Genomic DNA, 15,115 nt, shown 5'->3' on the forward strand with positions numbered 1-15,115 from the left:
GAAATGATTTCTGTTGCAATTCAAGATAAAGCTGGCAAAGAAGTGGGCAAATACGAGTTTGAGTCCACCGAATTAGCCAATGGAATCAATCGCCAGTTACTGCACGATGTAGTCGTGATGTATGAGGCGAATAAGCGAATTGGTTCTTCCAAAACAAAAAGTCGTGGAATGGTTGTGGGAAGTACCAAGAAGCTGTTCCGTCAGAAGGGGACAGGGCGTGCCCGAGCTGGTGCATCCCGAACTCCCGTACGACGTGGTGGTGGTCATGCTTTTGCGAAAACTCCCAAGGACTGGAGCTATCGTCTGCCTAAGAAGGCTGTCAAGCTGGCAACCCGTATGGCGATCTTGAGTAAGTTTGAAGATGAGCAGGTAACGCTGATCGATGAACTGGCGTTGCAGGTTCCAAAAACAAAAGAAGTCGCAGGCGTGCTGAAGGCTCTGGGGTTATCCAGCACCAGCTGTCTGCTGACTATTGAAGGGCACGATCCTGTAGTATGGAAGTCTGCCCGCAATATCGCAGGAGTCCAGGTTTCCCCTGCCAGCGACCTGAATGCTTATGATGTTCTGCATCAGCGGCAGATGGTTCTGACCAAGTCGGCCCTGGATAGTCTGTTGGGTCGGGTTGAAGGTTAGTTTACAGGGTTTTCAGTTTAGTCATCCAGTCTGAGTATTGAGGTTAGTTGTTATGTCGGATGGTTCAAATAAAGGCGTTCAGCTGGAGCCGTATCAGGTCGTCATCCGGCCATTGGTGACAGAAAAAGGGACTCACCTGTCTGAGTCTTATAATGCGTACACGTTTGTAGTAGATAAGTCTGCTACAAAAACAGATATCAAAAAAGCTGTGTCCGAATTGTGGAATGTGCGGGTGGTTTCTGTTCGCACACAGAATCGAGGCGGTAAGCCACGGCGACATAAGTATAAAGTTGGATATACAAAATCATGGAAGAAGGCGATTGTTGAGCTGCATGAGGATGATCGTATTTCATTCTTTTAAGCCGTATTTTGTGTAGGGTGTCAGTCAAAACAATTCGTAATCTGGTTTTGAAGCCAACAAAAAAATTGAGGAACTAAATTATGGGAATCCGATTCTACAAGCCAACAACACCAGGTCGGCGTGGTGCATCGGTGAGCGATTTTGCAGCGATTACAGATCGTAAAAAAGCTCCTGAGAAATCCCTGCTGGTACGGTACAAGAAAAAAGGCGGACGGAATAACCAGGGTGTGATCACTGCTCGTCATCGTGGCGGCGGACACAAGCGGATGTATCGTCTGATCGATTTTCGTCGTACCAAAGATGGTGTGCCTGCCCAGGTGAATGGGATTGAATACGATCCGAACCGTTCGGCCCGGATTGCCCTGTTGCATTATGTTGACGGTGAAAAGCGATACATTCTGGCTCCGGAAGGCTTGAAAGCCGGTGATACCGTAGTCAGTGGAGATAAAGTAGAACCAAACGTCGGGAACTGCATGCCTCTGTCTGCGATTCCCCTGGGTTCAACAATTCATAACGTGGAAATGCAGCCCGGTCGTGGTGGTCAGCTCTGTCGCAGTGCTGGTACTTCTGCCGTGTTGAATGCTCGTGAAGAAAACTGGGCACAGGTGACTCTGCCTTCTGGCGAAGTTCGTCGTATCCCCAGTTCCTGTCGTGCCACGATTGGTGAGATCGGTAACTCAGAGCATACCAAGATTGTATTAGGGAAAGCAGGTCGTAAACGCTGGCTGGGACGTCGTCCTCATGTGCGTGGTACCTGTATGAACCCGGTCGCTCACCCGATGGGTGGTGGTGAAGGTCGTAACTCGGGAGGTCGTCACCCCTGTAGTCCGACTGGTAAACTGTCCAAAGGCGGAAAGACCAGGAAGAAGAAAAAAGCTTCTTCAAAAGCCATCATTCGACGTCGCAAGTCACGTCGTTATGGCCAGCTGAAGCTCTGATTTGTACGTTCATTCAAGTTTTAAAGTATAACTATCTGTTTTCGATAATTGAGGACAAGTTTTATGGGTCGCTCTCTGAAAAAAGGGCCATATGTTGACGTTAAGCTTCTTAAGAAGATTGAGAAGTTGAACGAGTCGGGTAAAAAGACACCGATCAAAACATGGGCTCGTGCTTCAACGATTGCTCCGGAGTTTGTAGGTCATACATTCCTGGTGCATAACGGGCGCGCTCACTTAAACGTCTATGTAACGGAAGAAATGGTTGGTCACAAGCTGGGTGAATTCTCGCTGACCCGCAACTTCCGTGGTCATACGATGAAGAAAAAATAAGCGTTTGTGTTTGTTGTTGTTGCGGCTGTGATGGCCGATAACCGATAGAATTATGCAATAGTGAAGTGGAGTAATTGTCATGGGGCAAGTTCGAGCAATGCATCGATTTGCACGAATTTCAGCAACAAAGGTTCGTCCTTTTGCAGACCTGGTGCGAGGTATGACAGCTTCAGAAGGTTTGGATTCGTTGAAGTACATTCCAAACCGGGGAGCACGTTTCCTTGAAAAGGTCATCAAGAGCGCGATGGCAAATGCTGAAGACAAGGGTGCTCGCAATGTTGAAGGTTTGAAGATCACAGAAGCCCGCGTTGATGGCGGTCCGATGTTCAAACGCATTCAGCCTCGTGCCCGGGGTATGGCTTACACGATTCGTCGTCGTATGTCACACATTCATGTTTCGATTGAAGCTCCTGAGCTGCCTTAGGAACTGACCTGACTTTTAACTGACTGTTGTCACAAATAACTGAAACTCAATCAGAAATACTTAAAGGATAACCTGTATCATGGGGCAAAAAGTTCGACCAACCGGATTTCGAGTCGGCGTGGTAGAAGACTGGAGAAGTCGTTGGTATGCCTCCAAGAAAGACTTTGGGGCACTACTGGTTGAAGATCAGAAAGTACGAAACTTTATCCAGACAAAATACAAATTTGCCGGCATTCCCAAGGTCGAGATCGAACGAACTCGCGACCAGGTTGTCGTGCATTTATTCACAGCCCGCCCGGGGATCATTATTGGTCGTAAAGGGCAGGAAGTGGACCGGTTGAAAGCGGAACTGGAAGATCTGACCGGTCGCCGGATGGAACTGAAGATTATTGAAGTAGACAATGCACTGCAAAGTGCAGCTCTGGTTGCGGAAGATATTGCTCAGCAGTTATCAAAGCGTGGTAGCTTCCGTCGAACCATTAAACGTGCCCTGGACCAGGTAATGGAAACGGGCGTTCATGGAATTAAAATCGAGCTTTCCGGTCGATTGGGTGGAGCAGAAATGTCACGGCGTGAAAAAGCAAGCCGTGGTTCCATTCCACTGTCGACTCTGCAACGTCATGTTGACTACGGATTCCGCGAGGCACACACCACCTTCGGAGTTATCGGAGTGAAAGTTTGGATCGACCTTGGTGATTATTCAGATGAGGAGAATCGCGATGGCTCTGATGCCAAAGCGGGTCAAGCACCGCAAAAGCCAAAGAGGACGCATAAAAGGTAATGCGACACGTGGTAACACTGTTGCCTTTGGTGAATGGGGCTTACAATCTCTGGACCCTGGGCACATAACAGCACAAACCATTGAAGCTTGCCGAATTGCAGCCACACAATATGTTCGAGGTGAAGGTAAACTTTATATCCGGATCTTCCCGCAGAAGTCGGTTACATCCCGACCTCTGGAAACCCGTATGGGTAAGGGTAAAGGGGAACCGGATCACTGGGTAGCCGTCATCAAGCCGGGCACTGTGTTGTTCGAACTGGCTGGCGTTTCGCATGAAGCAGCCAAACGCTGTTTCGCGCGTGTTGCACACAAGTTGCCAGTGAATGTGAAGCTGATTCAACGTCGGCCTTCCATCTAAGCTGGTTGATTACAGGTTATTATCAATTACATCACTTCGGTCCTGTCAGTCTGATGCTGGCAGACCGAAAAACATCATTGGGTTTTACTGATGACCAAAGCGAGTGAATTACGCGAGATGAACGACGAGCAATTGACGTTCGCTCTGCAGGAAACACAAAAAGAGTTGTTTCAGTTGCGGTTCCAGGCAGCAACGGAGCGGCTTGATGCACCAAGTAACATTAAGCGGCTCCGACGCGAGATTGCTCGAATTCAGACAATCCGTCGCGAACGCGAATTAAGTCAGCAGAATAATGCTTAAGCAGGCTCGTTGAGGTAAGAAAATGCGAAAAATACTGACAGGCACTGTAGCCAGTTCAAAAATGGACAAGACTTTACGAGTCGAAATTCAGCGACGATACCGTCACCCACTGTACGGCAAAACCGTGCGTGGCCGGACTGTCTGTCACGTGCATGACGAAAAGAATGAAGCACAGGAAGGGGACACTGTCGAAATCATCGAAAGTCGACCCCGTTCTAAAACAAAGCGTTGGGATTTAATCCGGGTTGTCGAGAAGAAACAGGACTGATTCATTTCCGTCTGACCGCGATATCGGATTCGTTTAACAGTACAAAGACAAAGATCAGGTAGCCCTCATCTTTTGGTTGATAAGGAACAGGCAAAGCCATGATTCAGATGCAAACCGATCTGGATGTATGTGATAATTCGGGTGCCAAAGTTGCGCGCTGCATTAAAGTGCTGGGCGGAACCGGACGACGAACTGCTGAAGTCGGCGACGTGATTGTCGTCAGCATCCAGAAAACTCTGGCTGGCAGTAACATTAAAAAAGGTCAGGTATTACGTGGCGTGATTGTTCGAACCAAATATCCCTGCCGTCGCGATGATGGCAGCTATGTGAAGTTCGACCGCAATGCAATGGTTTTGATCGACGGCGAGGGAAATCCTCGAGGAACACGTATTTTTGGCGCTGTGGCTCGAGAGCTTCGCGAACGCAAATATATGAAAATTATTAGCCTGGCAAACGAGGTAGTCTGAGAATGAAGATACGACGTGGCGATTCAGTGATTGTAATCACCGGAGCAGATGCAGGCGATACTCCCCGGAAAGTATTACAGGTAGTAGACGGCGGTAAAAAGCTGACCGTGGAAAATGTGAATCGGGTATTCAAGCATGTAAAACGCGGCCATCCCAAGAGTCCTCAGGGGGGACGTCTTGAAGTGGAAATGCCGATCGATATTTCAAACGTGAAGTTTTATTGTGAAGCCTGTAGTTCAGCAGCCCGTGTTGGTTATCGCTATACAGCTGACGGCAGCAAGGAACGATTCTGTAAGAAGTGCAGTGCGTCGCTGGGGACCATCAGTCCTGCGAAGGCAAAATACCAGAAACAGTAAACAGATTTTGTAGTTTTCAGTAAGGAAGATTGTTCCGAAGTTCGGCCAGTCTGAAAAAAACAATGGCAATACCAACATTATTAAAACAATATCGTGAAGAGATTGTTCCAGCCCTGAAAGAACAGCTGGGTCGTACCAATGTGCATTCACTGCCTCAGATTGAGAAGGTAGTGATCAGCATGGGGATCGGTGCCGCCAACCAGGACCGGAAACGTCTGACGGAAGCTGCAGATCACCTGACATTACTGGCCGGACAGAAATCACAGATTACCCGTGCCCGCCAGTCAGTCGCCGGTTTCAAACTGCGTGAAGGTCAGGAAATAGGTTGCCGGGTGACCCTGCGTGGTAACCGGATGTATGAATTCCTGGAACGTCTGATTTCACTGGCTCTGCCTCGTGTTCGCGACTTCCGCGGGATCAATCCTAAAGCCTTCGACGGCAGAGGGAACTACAGCCTGGGTCTGAATGAATCACTGGTCTTCCTGGAAATTGATCCGGATTCCGTGAAAAATACACAGGGTATGAATATTACGATCGTGACCACAGCGAATAACAACGAAGAAGGTCTTCTTCTGTTAAAAGAGCTGGGAATGCCGTTTCGTAAATAACCCGTTTTGAATTGTCTATACAAGTAATAACAGTATCACCTGAATGGTAGATTGTCGGAGAATTAAAGTGAGGGTAGCCAGCTAATGATGACAGACCCTATTGCAGATATGCTGACACGAATTCGTAATGCACTGCAGATTGAACGGCCTTATGTTGATATTCCTGCTTCCAAAATCAAGGTTGCCATTGCAGGTGCCTTGCAGCGGGAAGGTTACATCTGGGACTATGAAGTAATCGAAAACAGCCCCCAGAACGTTTTGCGGGTGAATCTGAAATACGGTCCCAACGGGGAACGTGTAATTCAGAAGATCTATCGCGAAAGTAAACCAGGTCGTCGTAACTACCAGGACCTGCGATCCATGCCGGAAGTTCTCCAGGGTCTGGGAGTCAGCATTCTTTCGACCAGCAAGGGTGTTCTGAGCAATCGTGAAGCAAAACAAGAGGGTGTCGGCGGCGAATTACTCTGCACCATCTGGTAATATAGATGTTTATCCAGGCAGACAAACTCTGTTTGAGTGCCTTTAATTTAACTGGAATTTGAAGCTATGTCTCGAATCGGTAAAAAGCCAGTTCCCGTTCCTGCTGGAGTGGAAGTCAAAGTTGACGACACCGCAATTTCCGTCAAAGGAAAACATGGTGATCTGTCCTTTGCTTTTCATCCATCAATGAAGGTAGAACTTGATTCGGAAACGAATGAAATCAATGTGACTCGTCCTGATGATGCCCGTCAAAGTCGTGCTCTGCATGGCCTGACCCGGGCGTTGATCGCCAATATGGTTCAGGGTGTGGAAACTCCGTTTGTACGGAAACTGGAAATTCAGGGTGTTGGTTACCAGGCCACTCTGAATGGAAACAAGCTGAGCCTGCAGGTCGGGTTTGCCAACACCATCGTGCTGGAAGTTCCCTCAGGTGTGATCTGCGAGTTACCTAACAGTACCAATATTGTCCTGACCAGTGCAGACAAGCATGCAGTCGGTCAGTTTGCAGCAAATATTCGTAGCGTACGTCCGCCTGAACCTTACAAAGGTAAAGGGATTCGTTATGAAGGTGAATATGTACGGCGTAAAGCTGGTAAGGCATTCGCGAACTAGTACAATCTTCACCTGCCTGTTTTAAGCAGTCAGTCAGCGGCCTGAGATTCAGGTGATACTGTTTTTTAAAAGATGACGGTAAAATGAAACTAGAAAAAACACTGAAAAAGCAGAAACAACGACGCTCGTTCCGCATTCGCAATACGGTTCGTAAGACAGGTCGTTTACGTTTGTCTGTTTATCGAAGTAACAACCATATCTACGCTCAGCTGATTGATGATACAGCTGGTGTGACACTGGTCTCCGCCAGCACAAAAGACAAAAGTCTGGCCGGCGAGATTAAAAATGGTGGAAATATCGCCGCTGCGGAAAAAGTGGGTCAGTTGATTGGCGAACGAGCTGTTGAGAAGGGGATTAAGGAAGTCGCCTTTGATCGTGGCCCTTACCGTTACCACGGGCGAGTTGCTGCCCTGGCTGATTCTGCCCGCAAAGCCGGACTGGATTTTTAATAGAGACAACACTCAATACGGGTTGGAGAAGATACCGTGTCAAAAGAAGCGACAAAACAAACGCCAGAAACAGTCATCCAGATCCGCCGTTGTGCCTGTGTGGTCAAAGGGGGGCGTCGGTTCAGCTTTACCGCTCTGGTTGTTGTAGGCGATAAAGAAGGCCGGGTCGGCTGGGGATATGGCAAAGCCATCGAAGTGCCACTGGCAGTCGATAAAGCCGTCAAGCAGGCCAACCGCAGTATGATCAAAGCCAACATTATTGATAATACGGTACCCCACGAAGTGGTAGGCCGTTTCGGTTCTGCCCGCGTGCTGTTGTTACCCGCCCGTCCTGGTACAGGTATTATTGCCGGTGCTGGTGTGCGAGCTGTGGTTGAAGCCGCCGGTATTACTGATATTTATACAAAGAGTCGCGGTTCCAATAATCCAATCAATGTTGTGAAAGCCACCATCGATGGACTCTCAAAACTGCGAACCCGGGATGATATTGCACGTTTGAGAGGAGTTGAAGTCTAATGATTATTGATGACGTCCATCGCGGAATACAGAAGAATAAAAAGAAAAAACGCGTCGGCCGTGGTCCTGGTTCAGGACACGGTAAGACTTCCAGCCGCGGTCATAAAGGTTATGGCAGCCGTGCCGGTTCTTCGCGACGTACCAGCTTTGAAGGGGGACAGACTCCTCTGGCAATGCGGGTCGCAAAACGCGGTTTCAATAACAAGCAGTTCGCGAAAAAAGTCGCGGTTGTGAATGTGGCTGCTCTCGAGCAGGCATTTGACGCCGGTGCAGAAATCACACCTGAAGTGCTGGCTGAAAAAGGTCTGGCCAAAGGTCGTTTCGATCAGGTCAAAATCCTGGGCAACGGAGATCTGACCAAAAAGTTCACCGTATCCGCTCACCTGTTCTCTGCTTCTGCCGAATCCAAGATTCAGGCAGCCGGCGGATCAGTCAGTCGCGTTTTGTCATAAGTAATTTCATTCAAGGACTTGATCTCAGCAGCCAAGAATACGATTCCCCTTTTGTTCAGGATTCGCTAAAATCCCAAACGAAGTCAAAATCATTACCTGCTGAATTATGACACAAAGGATCGCTACTTATGCTCGGTAAATTATTAGTTCTGTTCAAAATTCCCGAGCTTCGTAAAAAAATTGTACTGACGCTGGGACTGCTGGCCATTTACCGTATGGGTTTCTGGATTGCTTTGCCTTTCGTCAATCAGGCTTTGCTTGCTGAAACCCTGACGGATCTGCAAAGCCAGCAGGGGGGAATCGGACAGGTGATTCAGGTCATCTCCCTGTTCTCCGCTTCAAATATCGGCCAGAGTACGATCTTTGGTCTGGGCATTATGCCTTATATCTCTGCTTCGATTATCTTCCAGTTGATGGGGACGGTCTATCCGCCCCTGGAGCGCCTCCAGAAAGAAGGAGAAGCGGGCCGGAAGAAGATTAATGAATATACACGTTACGCCACGGTCGTTATCTGTCTGGTGCAGAGTTTCTTCTGGATACGCACGCTGACTGGTGGTTTTGGCTCCGGAACCAGCCTGATTCTGGATGGTTACCAGGGCTTGTACTACCAGATCGTGGCAACCATCACCATGACGACAGGAACGGTTTTCCTGATGTGGATTGGTGAGCAGATCGATGCTTACGGCATTGGTAACGGGATCAGTCTGCTGATTATGGCAGGGATCCTGGCTCGCATGCCTCAAGCCGGCTGGAGTCTGATCGAACCAGCCTTTGAGAAGGGGATCGCTCTGGGGACCGATACTGGTATCGATCGCCTGCTGATTCTGGCTCTGGTGTTCGTCTTTGTGGTGGTCTGGGTGATTGCGATTACTCAGGGACAGCGTCGTATTCCGATTCAATCCGCCAAACACGTACGTGGTCGTCGAGTTTCCGGCGGTCAGCGACAGTCGCTGCCTTTACGTGTCAATCAGGCTGGTGTGATGCCGATCATCTTTGCTTCCAGTCTGCTGATGTTCCCTTACTTTTTATTCCATGGCTTAAGCCAGTACTTTTCCACTTCTACATTCTGGGCAATGCTCGATGAAGCATTTCAGCCGATGAGCCGTGGATTTGTTTACACAATGTCTTATGTCATCCTGATTTACTTCTTCTGCTACTTCTGGACGGCGATTACCTTTAATCCCAAAGATATGGCAGAAAACCTGAAAGATTACGGTTCGTTTATCCCCGGCTATCGTCCAGGGGCACGAACAGCCGCCTATCTGGAGCAGGTGATGGTTCGTATTACCTACGTGGGTGCCGCGTTCCTGTCTCTGGTAGCGATTATTCCTACGCTGGTGTCCACCTGGTTAGGGGTCGACTTCCTGGTGGCGAGTTTTTACGGTGGAACCGGATTACTGATTGTGGTTTCCGTGGTGCTGGACCTGGTCAATAAAATTGACAGTCACCTGGTGATGCGAAACTATTCAGGATTACTTGAGAGCGATCTGTAAAGGTTAAACGGGTGAGTCATGGCGAAATTCACCAAAAAAGGTGCGTTTCGCTTGTCGATTCACGTTCGCGGCGTTTATAATTTCCTGATTCGCTCCGCTTCGGAAATTGTACAGGTTTGATACGAAGCCGGAGTTTTGCTCATTTTATGGGCCTAAATAATTAAATTTACACGAGTTACATTCAGCGGAAACCTGATTTTCGCCTTTTGTTATCTCGATTATATCGTGAACCAAAGTTAGATAGAGAAGTCGTAGTACGATGAAAGTCCGAGCCAGTGTTAAGCGGATTTGTGAAAACTGTAAAGTCATTCGGCGAAAAGGGCGTGTCTATGTGATCTGCTCTTCCAACCCACGCCATAAACAGCGTCAGGGTTAATCGTCTCGAATTCAGTTTCATTGATTTGACTTCAGTTTTTAAATCCAGCGGAGTGAACTAAAAATGCCACGTATTCTCGGTGTTGATATTCCGAACGAAAAGCCTGTTTATGTTTCCCTGACCTACCTGTATGGAATCGGAAAAGTGACAGCGCTTGATATCTGCCACAAGCTAAGTATCAATCCTCAGTTGAAAGCCAAAGATCTGACCGACGACGAGTTGAGCCGGATCGTGAACCTGCTGGATACCGAGTATTCCGTTGAAGGGCAGTTGCGTCGTGCCACGACTCAGGATATTGCCCGTCTGCGGGACATTCAGTCATATCGTGGTATTCGTCATCGTCGTGGACTGCCGGTTCGCGGACAGAATACACAGACCAACGCCCGTACCCGCAAAGGTGGTAAGAAGACCGTTGCCGGTAAGAAGGGTGTTAAGGATGCCCGCCACTAGGCCTGTGAATCCCCTGGGTTCGGTTGCCTGTGTCGTGTAAAGATAAAGATCAGAGCGAGGTCGTTTTCAGTTGTGACGACCTGAGATTAAAACATCACAAATCATGAGTTTCAGTTTCTGAAGCCTGGCTGACAGAAACATCAGGAGTAGCAGAGTGGCTAAAGTCAAACGAAAAAAAGTGAAACGTCACATCACAAAAGCGATTGCTTACATCAAAGCAACGTTTAACAACACCACTGTTACGATTACCGATTTAAACGGTGACGTGCTCTGCTGGGCCACTGCAGGAACCTCCGGGTTCAAAGGCAGCCGCAAGAGCACTCCGTTTGCTGCCCAGCGGGCTGCAGAAATCTGTGCTGAAAAAGCATCCAAGTTCGGTGTGAAAGAAATGGAAATTCGCGTCAAGGGACCAGGTTCCGGACGGGAAAGTGCCATCACCGGTTTACAGACAGCAGGCATCTCGATCCGTGCGATTGAAGATATCACCCCGCTGCCACACAATGGCTGTCGTCCCCCGAAAAAACGACGTGTCTGAGCCAGTCCTTCTGGTAACATCGCGAGCCGCTTCGGCAGCTGCAACACATTTGGATTTATAATAAACTGGAACATTGATGTAACATCATGTTCTATTGACTGTGTTCTTTGGAGATTATTTCAATGCGAATCCGTTGGCGAGGACTGGAATTACCAAGCCGTGTCATCCCTGATCGGGACTCAATGACATCAACTTATGGTATGTTTGTAGCCGAACCATTCGAACGTGGATTCGGTGCAACCATTGCCAACAGTCTGCGACGAATCCTGCTTTCCAGCCTGGAAGGCAGCTCGGTCACCCGCGTGAAAATTCAGGGTGTGCAGCACGAGTTCACAACGATCCCCGGTGTGGTCGAAGACATCACCGAGATCTGCCTGAACCTGAAATCTCTGATCGTCAAGAATTCCAGCTCCACTTCCAAGACTCTGCGAATTGAAAAGCATGAGCGGGGTGTTGTGACCGGTGCTGACGTGATCACCGACGATCAGGTTGAAGTCATCAACAAAGACCTGGTGATTGCCACCATGACCGACGATGTTCCTCTCAACATGGAACTGACCATTGAGAACGGCCGCGGATATACTCCCGCTTCAGAACATGCCCAGCATGAAACCGAAGTCGGTGTGATTCCTCTGGACGCCACTTTCTCACCTGTTGTGCGTGTGCGTTATAAAATTGAAGATACCCGTGTTGGTCAGCGTACCAACTACGATAAACTGATCCTGGAAATCTGGACCAACGGAACTGTCAAGCCAGACATGGCTCTGGTGGAAGCTTCCAAGATTCTCCGTAAGCACCTCAATCCCTTCATTACCTACCGCGAGCCCGGCCCGGAAATGCCGCCCGAAGGTGGTCTCAAGGGAATGCTGGATACGACCGGTTACGCTCCGATCGACCTGGAACTGGAAGAAAAACTCAACCAGAGCCTGGCCGAACTGAACCTGTCTGTCCGTGCGACCAACTGTCTGGAATCGGAAGGCATCAACACCGTCCGCGACCTGGTTGGAAAATCAGAAGATCATTTATTACATGTTCGTAACTTTGGGGAAACCACCCTGGTTGAAGTTCGTGAAAGACTGAACCAGATTGGCCTGCGTCTGGGAATGAAGATCCCCAGCTCTTCCTCACAATCGCGTTAATCACAATTGATTTTCGCGTTGCCAGAATAGAATCAACGAGTCTTTTACTCTCAGCAATCAGAATAATTCAGAGTTAAGTCATGCGACACCGAATGAGAGGCCGAAAATTAGGCCGCAATGCATCACACCGTAAGGCTATGTTCCGCAATATGGCGGTGAGCCTCATTAAGACCGTCCGGATTGATGAGGAAGCAGAAAACGCACCTAAGGTTCCTGGCCGTATCACTACGACCGTTCAGAAAGCCAAAGAACTGCGTCCTTTCATTGAAAAGCTGATCACACTCGGCAAAAAGGCTCAGCCACACCTGGAAAACGCAGCTCAGTTTGCAACTGATGCTGAAAAGAACTCCAGCGAGTGGAAGACCTGGCGTGAGTCAGATCAGTGGAATCAGTGGAACCAGGCCATGGCTCCCGCTTTGACTTACCGTCGTCGGGCCTTTGCTGACCTGCGTGACAATGAAGCCGTTGATATCCTGTTCAACGAACTGTCAGAACGCTTCGAAGAACGGACCGGCGGTTACACCCGCATCGTTCGTCTGGCAACCGTTCGTCTGGGTGATGCCGGCGAGCAGGCCATCATCGAATTCGTAGGCGAACGTGATCGTGTGAAACCTGTCAAACGCAGTACTTCACTCGAATCCAGCGAAGCAGCCACTGAAGAAACAGAATCTCCTGCCGACGAAACAGCCAGCGAAGAACCAGCTGCTGAAACCGAAGCAGAAGAAACAGCCGCCGCTGATGAAGCTCCTGAAGCCAGTGCTGAAGCAGCCGACAGCGAAGCCGCTGAAGAAGAAGACAAAGAAAAAGAAGCGTAAACTTTCGCCTGCCGAATTCGGCTATGCGGAATTTCCGGTTCTCGCTAATATTTACAAGCTAAGAGTATTTCAAATGATCGAAAATACTCTTAGCTTTTTTTACGTACCGGACTCAGTCAGCCTGTCTGGTCAATGCAGCGTTTGAAAAGTAGAGAACCGATCCGGATGACGGCCAGTTTGACTGTCGCGTCTGTAATGGTATCGGGACTGCAGAGATAGATTGAGTGTGGCGATGGTCAAATGCGTGTGTTCCAGCATTGTTGTGAAGTTGTCGCGGAAAGGATTCTGACGCAGCATGTCAACAAAGAAGCCCTTCAATTTCAGTCACGCCATGTATCATCTGTGCCGCGACATTTCGCGTCGGTTGCCCGAGTTTCATCACGTCAACATGGACCGCGTTGCCGTTGCCTTTGCCCAGGCCCGACGCAACGTGCCTTACGGCATGCAGGCGAAATTGACGCCGCTCCGGTTCGAGAATGGCGATCTGCAGACGACCCGCTATGGTCGCAAATGGACGGTGCAGCGCATCTACCAGGACCAGCAGGAGATGTTGTATATCCTGACCTTCTACCTGCCTCGCTTTCTGAATCATTCCCTGGAAGAAAAACTGATCACCGTGGTACACGAACTGTATCACATCAGTCCCGCCTTCGACGGCGACATCCGTCGCCTGGAAGGTCATTACCACGTGCATTCTCACAGCCAGAAAGAGTACGATGCCCACATGGCGGTGCTGGTGAAAAAGTATCTGAAGCTGAACCCGCCTCCCGAGTTATACGCATTTCTGAAATGCCGTTTCACAACTCTGCAGAAAAAACATGGCGGCGTGGTGGGATTGCAGATCCCGATTCCCAAGCTGATTCCCGTGGGTGACTCTCGGATTGCATGAGTGACATTCTTCGATCAAATTGGAGTCAATTCTTGGCTTGTCTGCTAGCTCACAGGCCGAAATACTTGGTCGGGAATGCGAATGTCTTTAATCAGGGAAGAGCATTTGTTCCCCAGGCAGTATTCTGTCAGAAACTCTTGGAAATTCTCTGCAGATCTTTGAACTTCACAGCTTCTGAATAATGTAAAAACCGCATATTCATTCTTAATGGAATTTGTGATTTCTAAAGGATCAAAGAAATGATTGGAACCTATAATATCCAGACTAAAGAATATGCTGCGTTTGATTTGGGCAGCATCAACTCCTAATTCTGCGAACTGATACGCAAGATCAATTTGTGATTTCGAGAGATATTCGACCGAATATGTGAGAGAACCGCCAGAGTATCCAGGGACAGCGATGTTAAACAAGTTGCCGATTTGTCCTGCACCAAATACACGGCAGTAAGATCGGAAACTGAATGGCAGTTTTAAACCAGAGGTGCTTTCAAACTTGCTAAGGGATAATTGGTCTACAGGTTTTATGTCATTTCTATCGGAATCGATTTGAAGTCTTTCGAGCAGATGCTTCCAGTGCGCCTGAGTCATTGTGATTCTCCCACTTCGGATTGGAATGATACGTCGTGTCAGTAGAGAAATCCGCTGGCCATGTTGGTCCAGTCGATCTGTTGCAGCTGCTGTTCTGATATCTGATCGAAGATCGGATGATTTGTATTTTGAAAGTGGATCACAGCCAGATGCGTGCCATGGTAGTCTCCACCTCCGGTATAATCCGATTCGAACCAGGTGATGAAAGTGAAGTAAGGCAACAGCCAGCCTCGTTGCTCCATGGCTGTTTCGGGGGGAAGTAGATCATAAACGGGGGCATTTTCTACAATCTGTTTCGCCTGTCTGTTGAGGATCGTCAGTTTACGGCTCACTCTTTCCCGGCTCTGTTTTCCGATTGCCACACCGCCTTCGTAGGTAAAGGACTGCAGGTTGCTGTAGGCTCTGATTTTGATTTTTGATTCTAATTCGGTTTCAAAGATCTGCATGGGAATACCATCGGTTCGGGTGTTCTTCAAATTGGATTTGTTGAGCCGTTGT

25 protein-coding genes and 1 pseudogene are annotated in these 15,115 nt (G+C 48.7%); 24 read left to right on the forward strand and 2 right to left on the reverse strand.

Features of this window, described 5'->3' with window-relative positions; genetic code table 11:
- Positions 1–3 precede the first annotated feature (3 nt).
- The 24 genes and pseudogenes from rplD to ACN0YN_RS11765 all read left to right on the forward strand — a co-directional run bounded on the left by rplD (position 4) and on the right by ACN0YN_RS11765 (position 14,030).
- On the forward strand, positions 4–633 hold the full coding sequence (gene rplD, locus ACN0YN_RS11650; protein ID WP_417385179.1) for a 50S ribosomal protein L4: 630 nt from the start codon (positions 4–6) through the stop codon (positions 631–633).
- Between the two features lie 52 nt (positions 634–685).
- The gene (gene rplW, locus ACN0YN_RS11655) at positions 686–994 is read left to right on the forward strand and encodes a 50S ribosomal protein L23 (protein WP_417385180.1); all 309 of its coding nucleotides are present in this window, start codon (positions 686–688) and stop codon (positions 992–994) included.
- 80 nt (positions 995–1,074) lie between these two features.
- Positions 1,075–1,932 carry a 50S ribosomal protein L2 gene (gene rplB / locus ACN0YN_RS11660; RefSeq protein WP_417385181.1) on the forward strand — a complete coding sequence of 286 codons (858 nt, stop codon included), beginning with the start codon at positions 1,075–1,077 and terminating at the stop codon, positions 1,930–1,932.
- Between the two features lie 63 nt (positions 1,933–1,995).
- Complete coding sequence (gene rpsS / locus ACN0YN_RS11665; RefSeq protein ID WP_002649717.1) at positions 1,996–2,262, forward strand: 30S ribosomal protein S19; 267 nt, start codon at positions 1,996–1,998, stop codon at positions 2,260–2,262.
- 97 nt (positions 2,263–2,359) lie between these two features.
- Entirely contained in the window at positions 2,360–2,686 is a 327-nt protein-coding gene (gene rplV, locus ACN0YN_RS11670) for a 50S ribosomal protein L22 (RefSeq protein ID WP_417385410.1), read from the forward strand.
- A 79-nt stretch (positions 2,687–2,765) separates the two neighbouring features.
- Entirely contained in the window at positions 2,766–3,467 is a 702-nt protein-coding gene (gene rpsC / locus ACN0YN_RS11675) for a 30S ribosomal protein S3 (protein WP_417385182.1), read from the forward strand.
- A complete protein-coding gene (gene rplP, locus ACN0YN_RS11680; protein ID WP_081459651.1) occupies positions 3,406–3,825 on the forward strand; it encodes a 50S ribosomal protein L16 in 420 nt (139 codons plus the stop codon). The genes rpsC and rplP overlap by 62 nt, the downstream gene beginning before the upstream one ends.
- Positions 3,826–3,915: 90 nt before the next feature.
- Positions 3,916–4,125 carry a 50S ribosomal protein L29 gene (gene rpmC / locus ACN0YN_RS11685; RefSeq protein ID WP_417385183.1) on the forward strand — a complete coding sequence of 70 codons (210 nt, stop codon included), beginning with the start codon at positions 3,916–3,918 and terminating at the stop codon, positions 4,123–4,125.
- 22 nt (positions 4,126–4,147) lie between these two features.
- Positions 4,148–4,381: pseudogene (gene rpsQ / locus ACN0YN_RS11690) on the forward strand (30S ribosomal protein S17); the annotation flags it as partial.
- A gap of 110 nt (positions 4,382–4,491) precedes the next feature.
- A complete protein-coding gene (gene rplN, locus ACN0YN_RS11695) occupies positions 4,492–4,860 on the forward strand; it encodes a 50S ribosomal protein L14 (RefSeq protein ID WP_417385184.1) in 369 nt (122 codons plus the stop codon).
- Positions 4,861–4,862: 2 nt separating this feature from the next.
- On the forward strand, positions 4,863–5,216 hold the full coding sequence (gene rplX, locus ACN0YN_RS11700) for a 50S ribosomal protein L24 (protein WP_417385185.1): 354 nt from the start codon (positions 4,863–4,865) through the stop codon (positions 5,214–5,216).
- Between the two features lie 62 nt (positions 5,217–5,278).
- The gene (rplE, locus tag ACN0YN_RS11705; protein ID WP_417385186.1) at positions 5,279–5,824 is read left to right on the forward strand and encodes a 50S ribosomal protein L5; all 546 of its coding nucleotides are present in this window, start codon (positions 5,279–5,281) and stop codon (positions 5,822–5,824) included.
- An 84-nt stretch (positions 5,825–5,908) separates the two neighbouring features.
- Positions 5,909–6,304 carry a 30S ribosomal protein S8 gene (gene rpsH, locus ACN0YN_RS11710; protein ID WP_417385187.1) on the forward strand — a complete coding sequence of 132 codons (396 nt, stop codon included), beginning with the start codon at positions 5,909–5,911 and terminating at the stop codon, positions 6,302–6,304.
- A gap of 66 nt (positions 6,305–6,370) precedes the next feature.
- Entirely contained in the window at positions 6,371–6,916 is a 546-nt protein-coding gene (gene rplF / locus ACN0YN_RS11715; RefSeq protein ID WP_417385188.1) for a 50S ribosomal protein L6, read from the forward strand.
- 83 nt (positions 6,917–6,999) lie between these two features.
- Complete coding sequence (gene rplR, locus ACN0YN_RS11720; protein WP_417385189.1) at positions 7,000–7,365, forward strand: 50S ribosomal protein L18; 366 nt, start codon at positions 7,000–7,002, stop codon at positions 7,363–7,365.
- Positions 7,366–7,401: 36 nt separating this feature from the next.
- Complete coding sequence (gene rpsE, locus ACN0YN_RS11725) at positions 7,402–7,881, forward strand: 30S ribosomal protein S5 (RefSeq protein ID WP_417385190.1); 480 nt, start codon at positions 7,402–7,404, stop codon at positions 7,879–7,881.
- On the forward strand, positions 7,881–8,333 hold the full coding sequence (rplO, locus tag ACN0YN_RS11730) for a 50S ribosomal protein L15 (RefSeq protein WP_417385191.1): 453 nt from the start codon (positions 7,881–7,883) through the stop codon (positions 8,331–8,333). The genes rpsE and rplO overlap by 1 nt, the downstream gene beginning before the upstream one ends.
- A gap of 128 nt (positions 8,334–8,461) precedes the next feature.
- Positions 8,462–9,826 (forward strand): preprotein translocase subunit SecY, encoded by a 1,365-nt coding sequence (gene secY, locus ACN0YN_RS11735; RefSeq protein ID WP_417385192.1) that lies wholly within the window; start codon positions 8,462–8,464, stop codon positions 9,824–9,826.
- A gap of 259 nt (positions 9,827–10,085) precedes the next feature.
- Positions 10,086–10,202 carry a 50S ribosomal protein L36 gene (gene rpmJ / locus ACN0YN_RS11740; RefSeq protein WP_002649734.1) on the forward strand — a complete coding sequence of 39 codons (117 nt, stop codon included), beginning with the start codon at positions 10,086–10,088 and terminating at the stop codon, positions 10,200–10,202.
- A 63-nt stretch (positions 10,203–10,265) separates the two neighbouring features.
- Positions 10,266–10,652, forward strand: coding sequence for a 30S ribosomal protein S13 (gene rpsM, locus ACN0YN_RS11745; RefSeq protein ID WP_417385193.1), 387 nt, complete (start codon positions 10,266–10,268; stop codon positions 10,650–10,652).
- Between the two features lie 154 nt (positions 10,653–10,806).
- Positions 10,807–11,187 (forward strand): 30S ribosomal protein S11, encoded by a 381-nt coding sequence (gene rpsK / locus ACN0YN_RS11750; RefSeq protein ID WP_291168279.1) that lies wholly within the window; start codon positions 10,807–10,809, stop codon positions 11,185–11,187.
- A 122-nt stretch (positions 11,188–11,309) separates the two neighbouring features.
- Positions 11,310–12,326: a DNA-directed RNA polymerase subunit alpha gene (locus ACN0YN_RS11755; RefSeq protein WP_417385194.1), complete on the forward strand. Its 1,017-nt coding sequence runs from the start codon at positions 11,310–11,312 to the stop codon at positions 12,324–12,326.
- A gap of 80 nt (positions 12,327–12,406) precedes the next feature.
- Entirely contained in the window at positions 12,407–13,141 is a 735-nt protein-coding gene (locus tag ACN0YN_RS11760; protein ID WP_417385195.1) for a bL17 family ribosomal protein, read from the forward strand.
- A gap of 295 nt (positions 13,142–13,436) precedes the next feature.
- A complete protein-coding gene (locus ACN0YN_RS11765) occupies positions 13,437–14,030 on the forward strand; it encodes a putative metallopeptidase (RefSeq protein WP_417385196.1) in 594 nt (197 codons plus the stop codon).
- 44 nt (positions 14,031–14,074) lie between these two features.
- On the opposite strand, the gene ACN0YN_RS11770 is transcribed toward ACN0YN_RS11765, so the two are convergent.
- Positions 14,075–14,617 carry an SMI1/KNR4 family protein gene (locus tag ACN0YN_RS11770; RefSeq protein WP_417385197.1) on the reverse strand — a complete coding sequence of 181 codons (543 nt, stop codon included), beginning with the start codon at positions 14,615–14,617 and terminating at the stop codon, positions 14,075–14,077.
- 38 nt (positions 14,618–14,655) lie between these two features.
- Complete coding sequence (locus tag ACN0YN_RS11775) at positions 14,656–15,063, reverse strand: hypothetical protein (RefSeq protein WP_417385198.1); 408 nt, start codon at positions 15,061–15,063, stop codon at positions 14,656–14,658.
- Positions 15,064–15,115: the final 52 nt, after the last annotated feature.

Origin of the sequence: Gimesia sp. (assembly GCF_048260065.1) — a bacterium.
Taxonomy (GTDB): domain Bacteria; phylum Planctomycetota; class Planctomycetia; order Planctomycetales; family Planctomycetaceae; genus Gimesia.

What these genes read in the sequence shown, in the direction of transcription:
- rplX (WP_417385185.1), top strand. Translation starts at nt 4,863, where the DNA reads ATGAAGATACGACGTGGCGATTCAGTGATTGTAATCACCGGAGCAGAT.
- rplD (WP_417385179.1), top strand. Translation starts at nt 4, where the DNA reads ATGATTTCTGTTGCAATTCAAGATAAAGCTGGCAAAGAAGTGGGCAAA.
- ACN0YN_RS11760 (WP_417385195.1), top strand. Translation starts at nt 12,407, where the DNA reads ATGCGACACCGAATGAGAGGCCGAAAATTAGGCCGCAATGCATCACAC.
- ACN0YN_RS11765 (WP_417385196.1), top strand. Translation starts at nt 13,437, where the DNA reads ATGTCAACAAAGAAGCCCTTCAATTTCAGTCACGCCATGTATCATCTG.
- rpsS (WP_002649717.1), top strand. Translation starts at nt 1,996, where the DNA reads ATGGGTCGCTCTCTGAAAAAAGGGCCATATGTTGACGTTAAGCTTCTT.
- rpsH (WP_417385187.1), top strand. Translation starts at nt 5,909, where the DNA reads ATGATGACAGACCCTATTGCAGATATGCTGACACGAATTCGTAATGCA.
- rplE (WP_417385186.1), top strand. Translation starts at nt 5,279, where the DNA reads ATGGCAATACCAACATTATTAAAACAATATCGTGAAGAGATTGTTCCA.
- rpmC (WP_417385183.1), top strand. Translation starts at nt 3,916, where the DNA reads ATGACCAAAGCGAGTGAATTACGCGAGATGAACGACGAGCAATTGACG.
- rplO (WP_417385191.1), top strand. Translation starts at nt 7,881, where the DNA reads ATGATTATTGATGACGTCCATCGCGGAATACAGAAGAATAAAAAGAAA.
- rplF (WP_417385188.1), top strand. Translation starts at nt 6,371, where the DNA reads ATGTCTCGAATCGGTAAAAAGCCAGTTCCCGTTCCTGCTGGAGTGGAA.
- rplB (WP_417385181.1), top strand. Translation starts at nt 1,075, where the DNA reads ATGGGAATCCGATTCTACAAGCCAACAACACCAGGTCGGCGTGGTGCA.
- rpmJ (WP_002649734.1), top strand. Translation starts at nt 10,086, where the DNA reads ATGAAAGTCCGAGCCAGTGTTAAGCGGATTTGTGAAAACTGTAAAGTC.
- rplP (WP_081459651.1), top strand. Translation starts at nt 3,406, where the DNA reads ATGGCTCTGATGCCAAAGCGGGTCAAGCACCGCAAAAGCCAAAGAGGA.
- rpsM (WP_417385193.1), top strand. Translation starts at nt 10,266, where the DNA reads ATGCCACGTATTCTCGGTGTTGATATTCCGAACGAAAAGCCTGTTTAT.
- secY (WP_417385192.1), top strand. Translation starts at nt 8,462, where the DNA reads ATGCTCGGTAAATTATTAGTTCTGTTCAAAATTCCCGAGCTTCGTAAA.
- rplR (WP_417385189.1), top strand. Translation starts at nt 7,000, where the DNA reads ATGAAACTAGAAAAAACACTGAAAAAGCAGAAACAACGACGCTCGTTC.
- rplN (WP_417385184.1), top strand. Translation starts at nt 4,492, where the DNA reads ATGATTCAGATGCAAACCGATCTGGATGTATGTGATAATTCGGGTGCC.
- ACN0YN_RS11755 (WP_417385194.1), top strand. Translation starts at nt 11,310, where the DNA reads ATGCGAATCCGTTGGCGAGGACTGGAATTACCAAGCCGTGTCATCCCT.
- ACN0YN_RS11775 (WP_417385198.1), bottom strand. Translation starts at nt 15,063, where the DNA reads ATGCAGATCTTTGAAACCGAATTAGAATCAAAAATCAAAATCAGAGCC.
- rplV (WP_417385410.1), top strand. Translation starts at nt 2,360, where the DNA reads ATGCATCGATTTGCACGAATTTCAGCAACAAAGGTTCGTCCTTTTGCA.
- rpsC (WP_417385182.1), top strand. Translation starts at nt 2,766, where the DNA reads ATGGGGCAAAAAGTTCGACCAACCGGATTTCGAGTCGGCGTGGTAGAA.
- rplW (WP_417385180.1), top strand. Translation starts at nt 686, where the DNA reads ATGTCGGATGGTTCAAATAAAGGCGTTCAGCTGGAGCCGTATCAGGTC.
- ACN0YN_RS11770 (WP_417385197.1), bottom strand. Translation starts at nt 14,617, where the DNA reads ATGACTCAGGCGCACTGGAAGCATCTGCTCGAAAGACTTCAAATCGAT.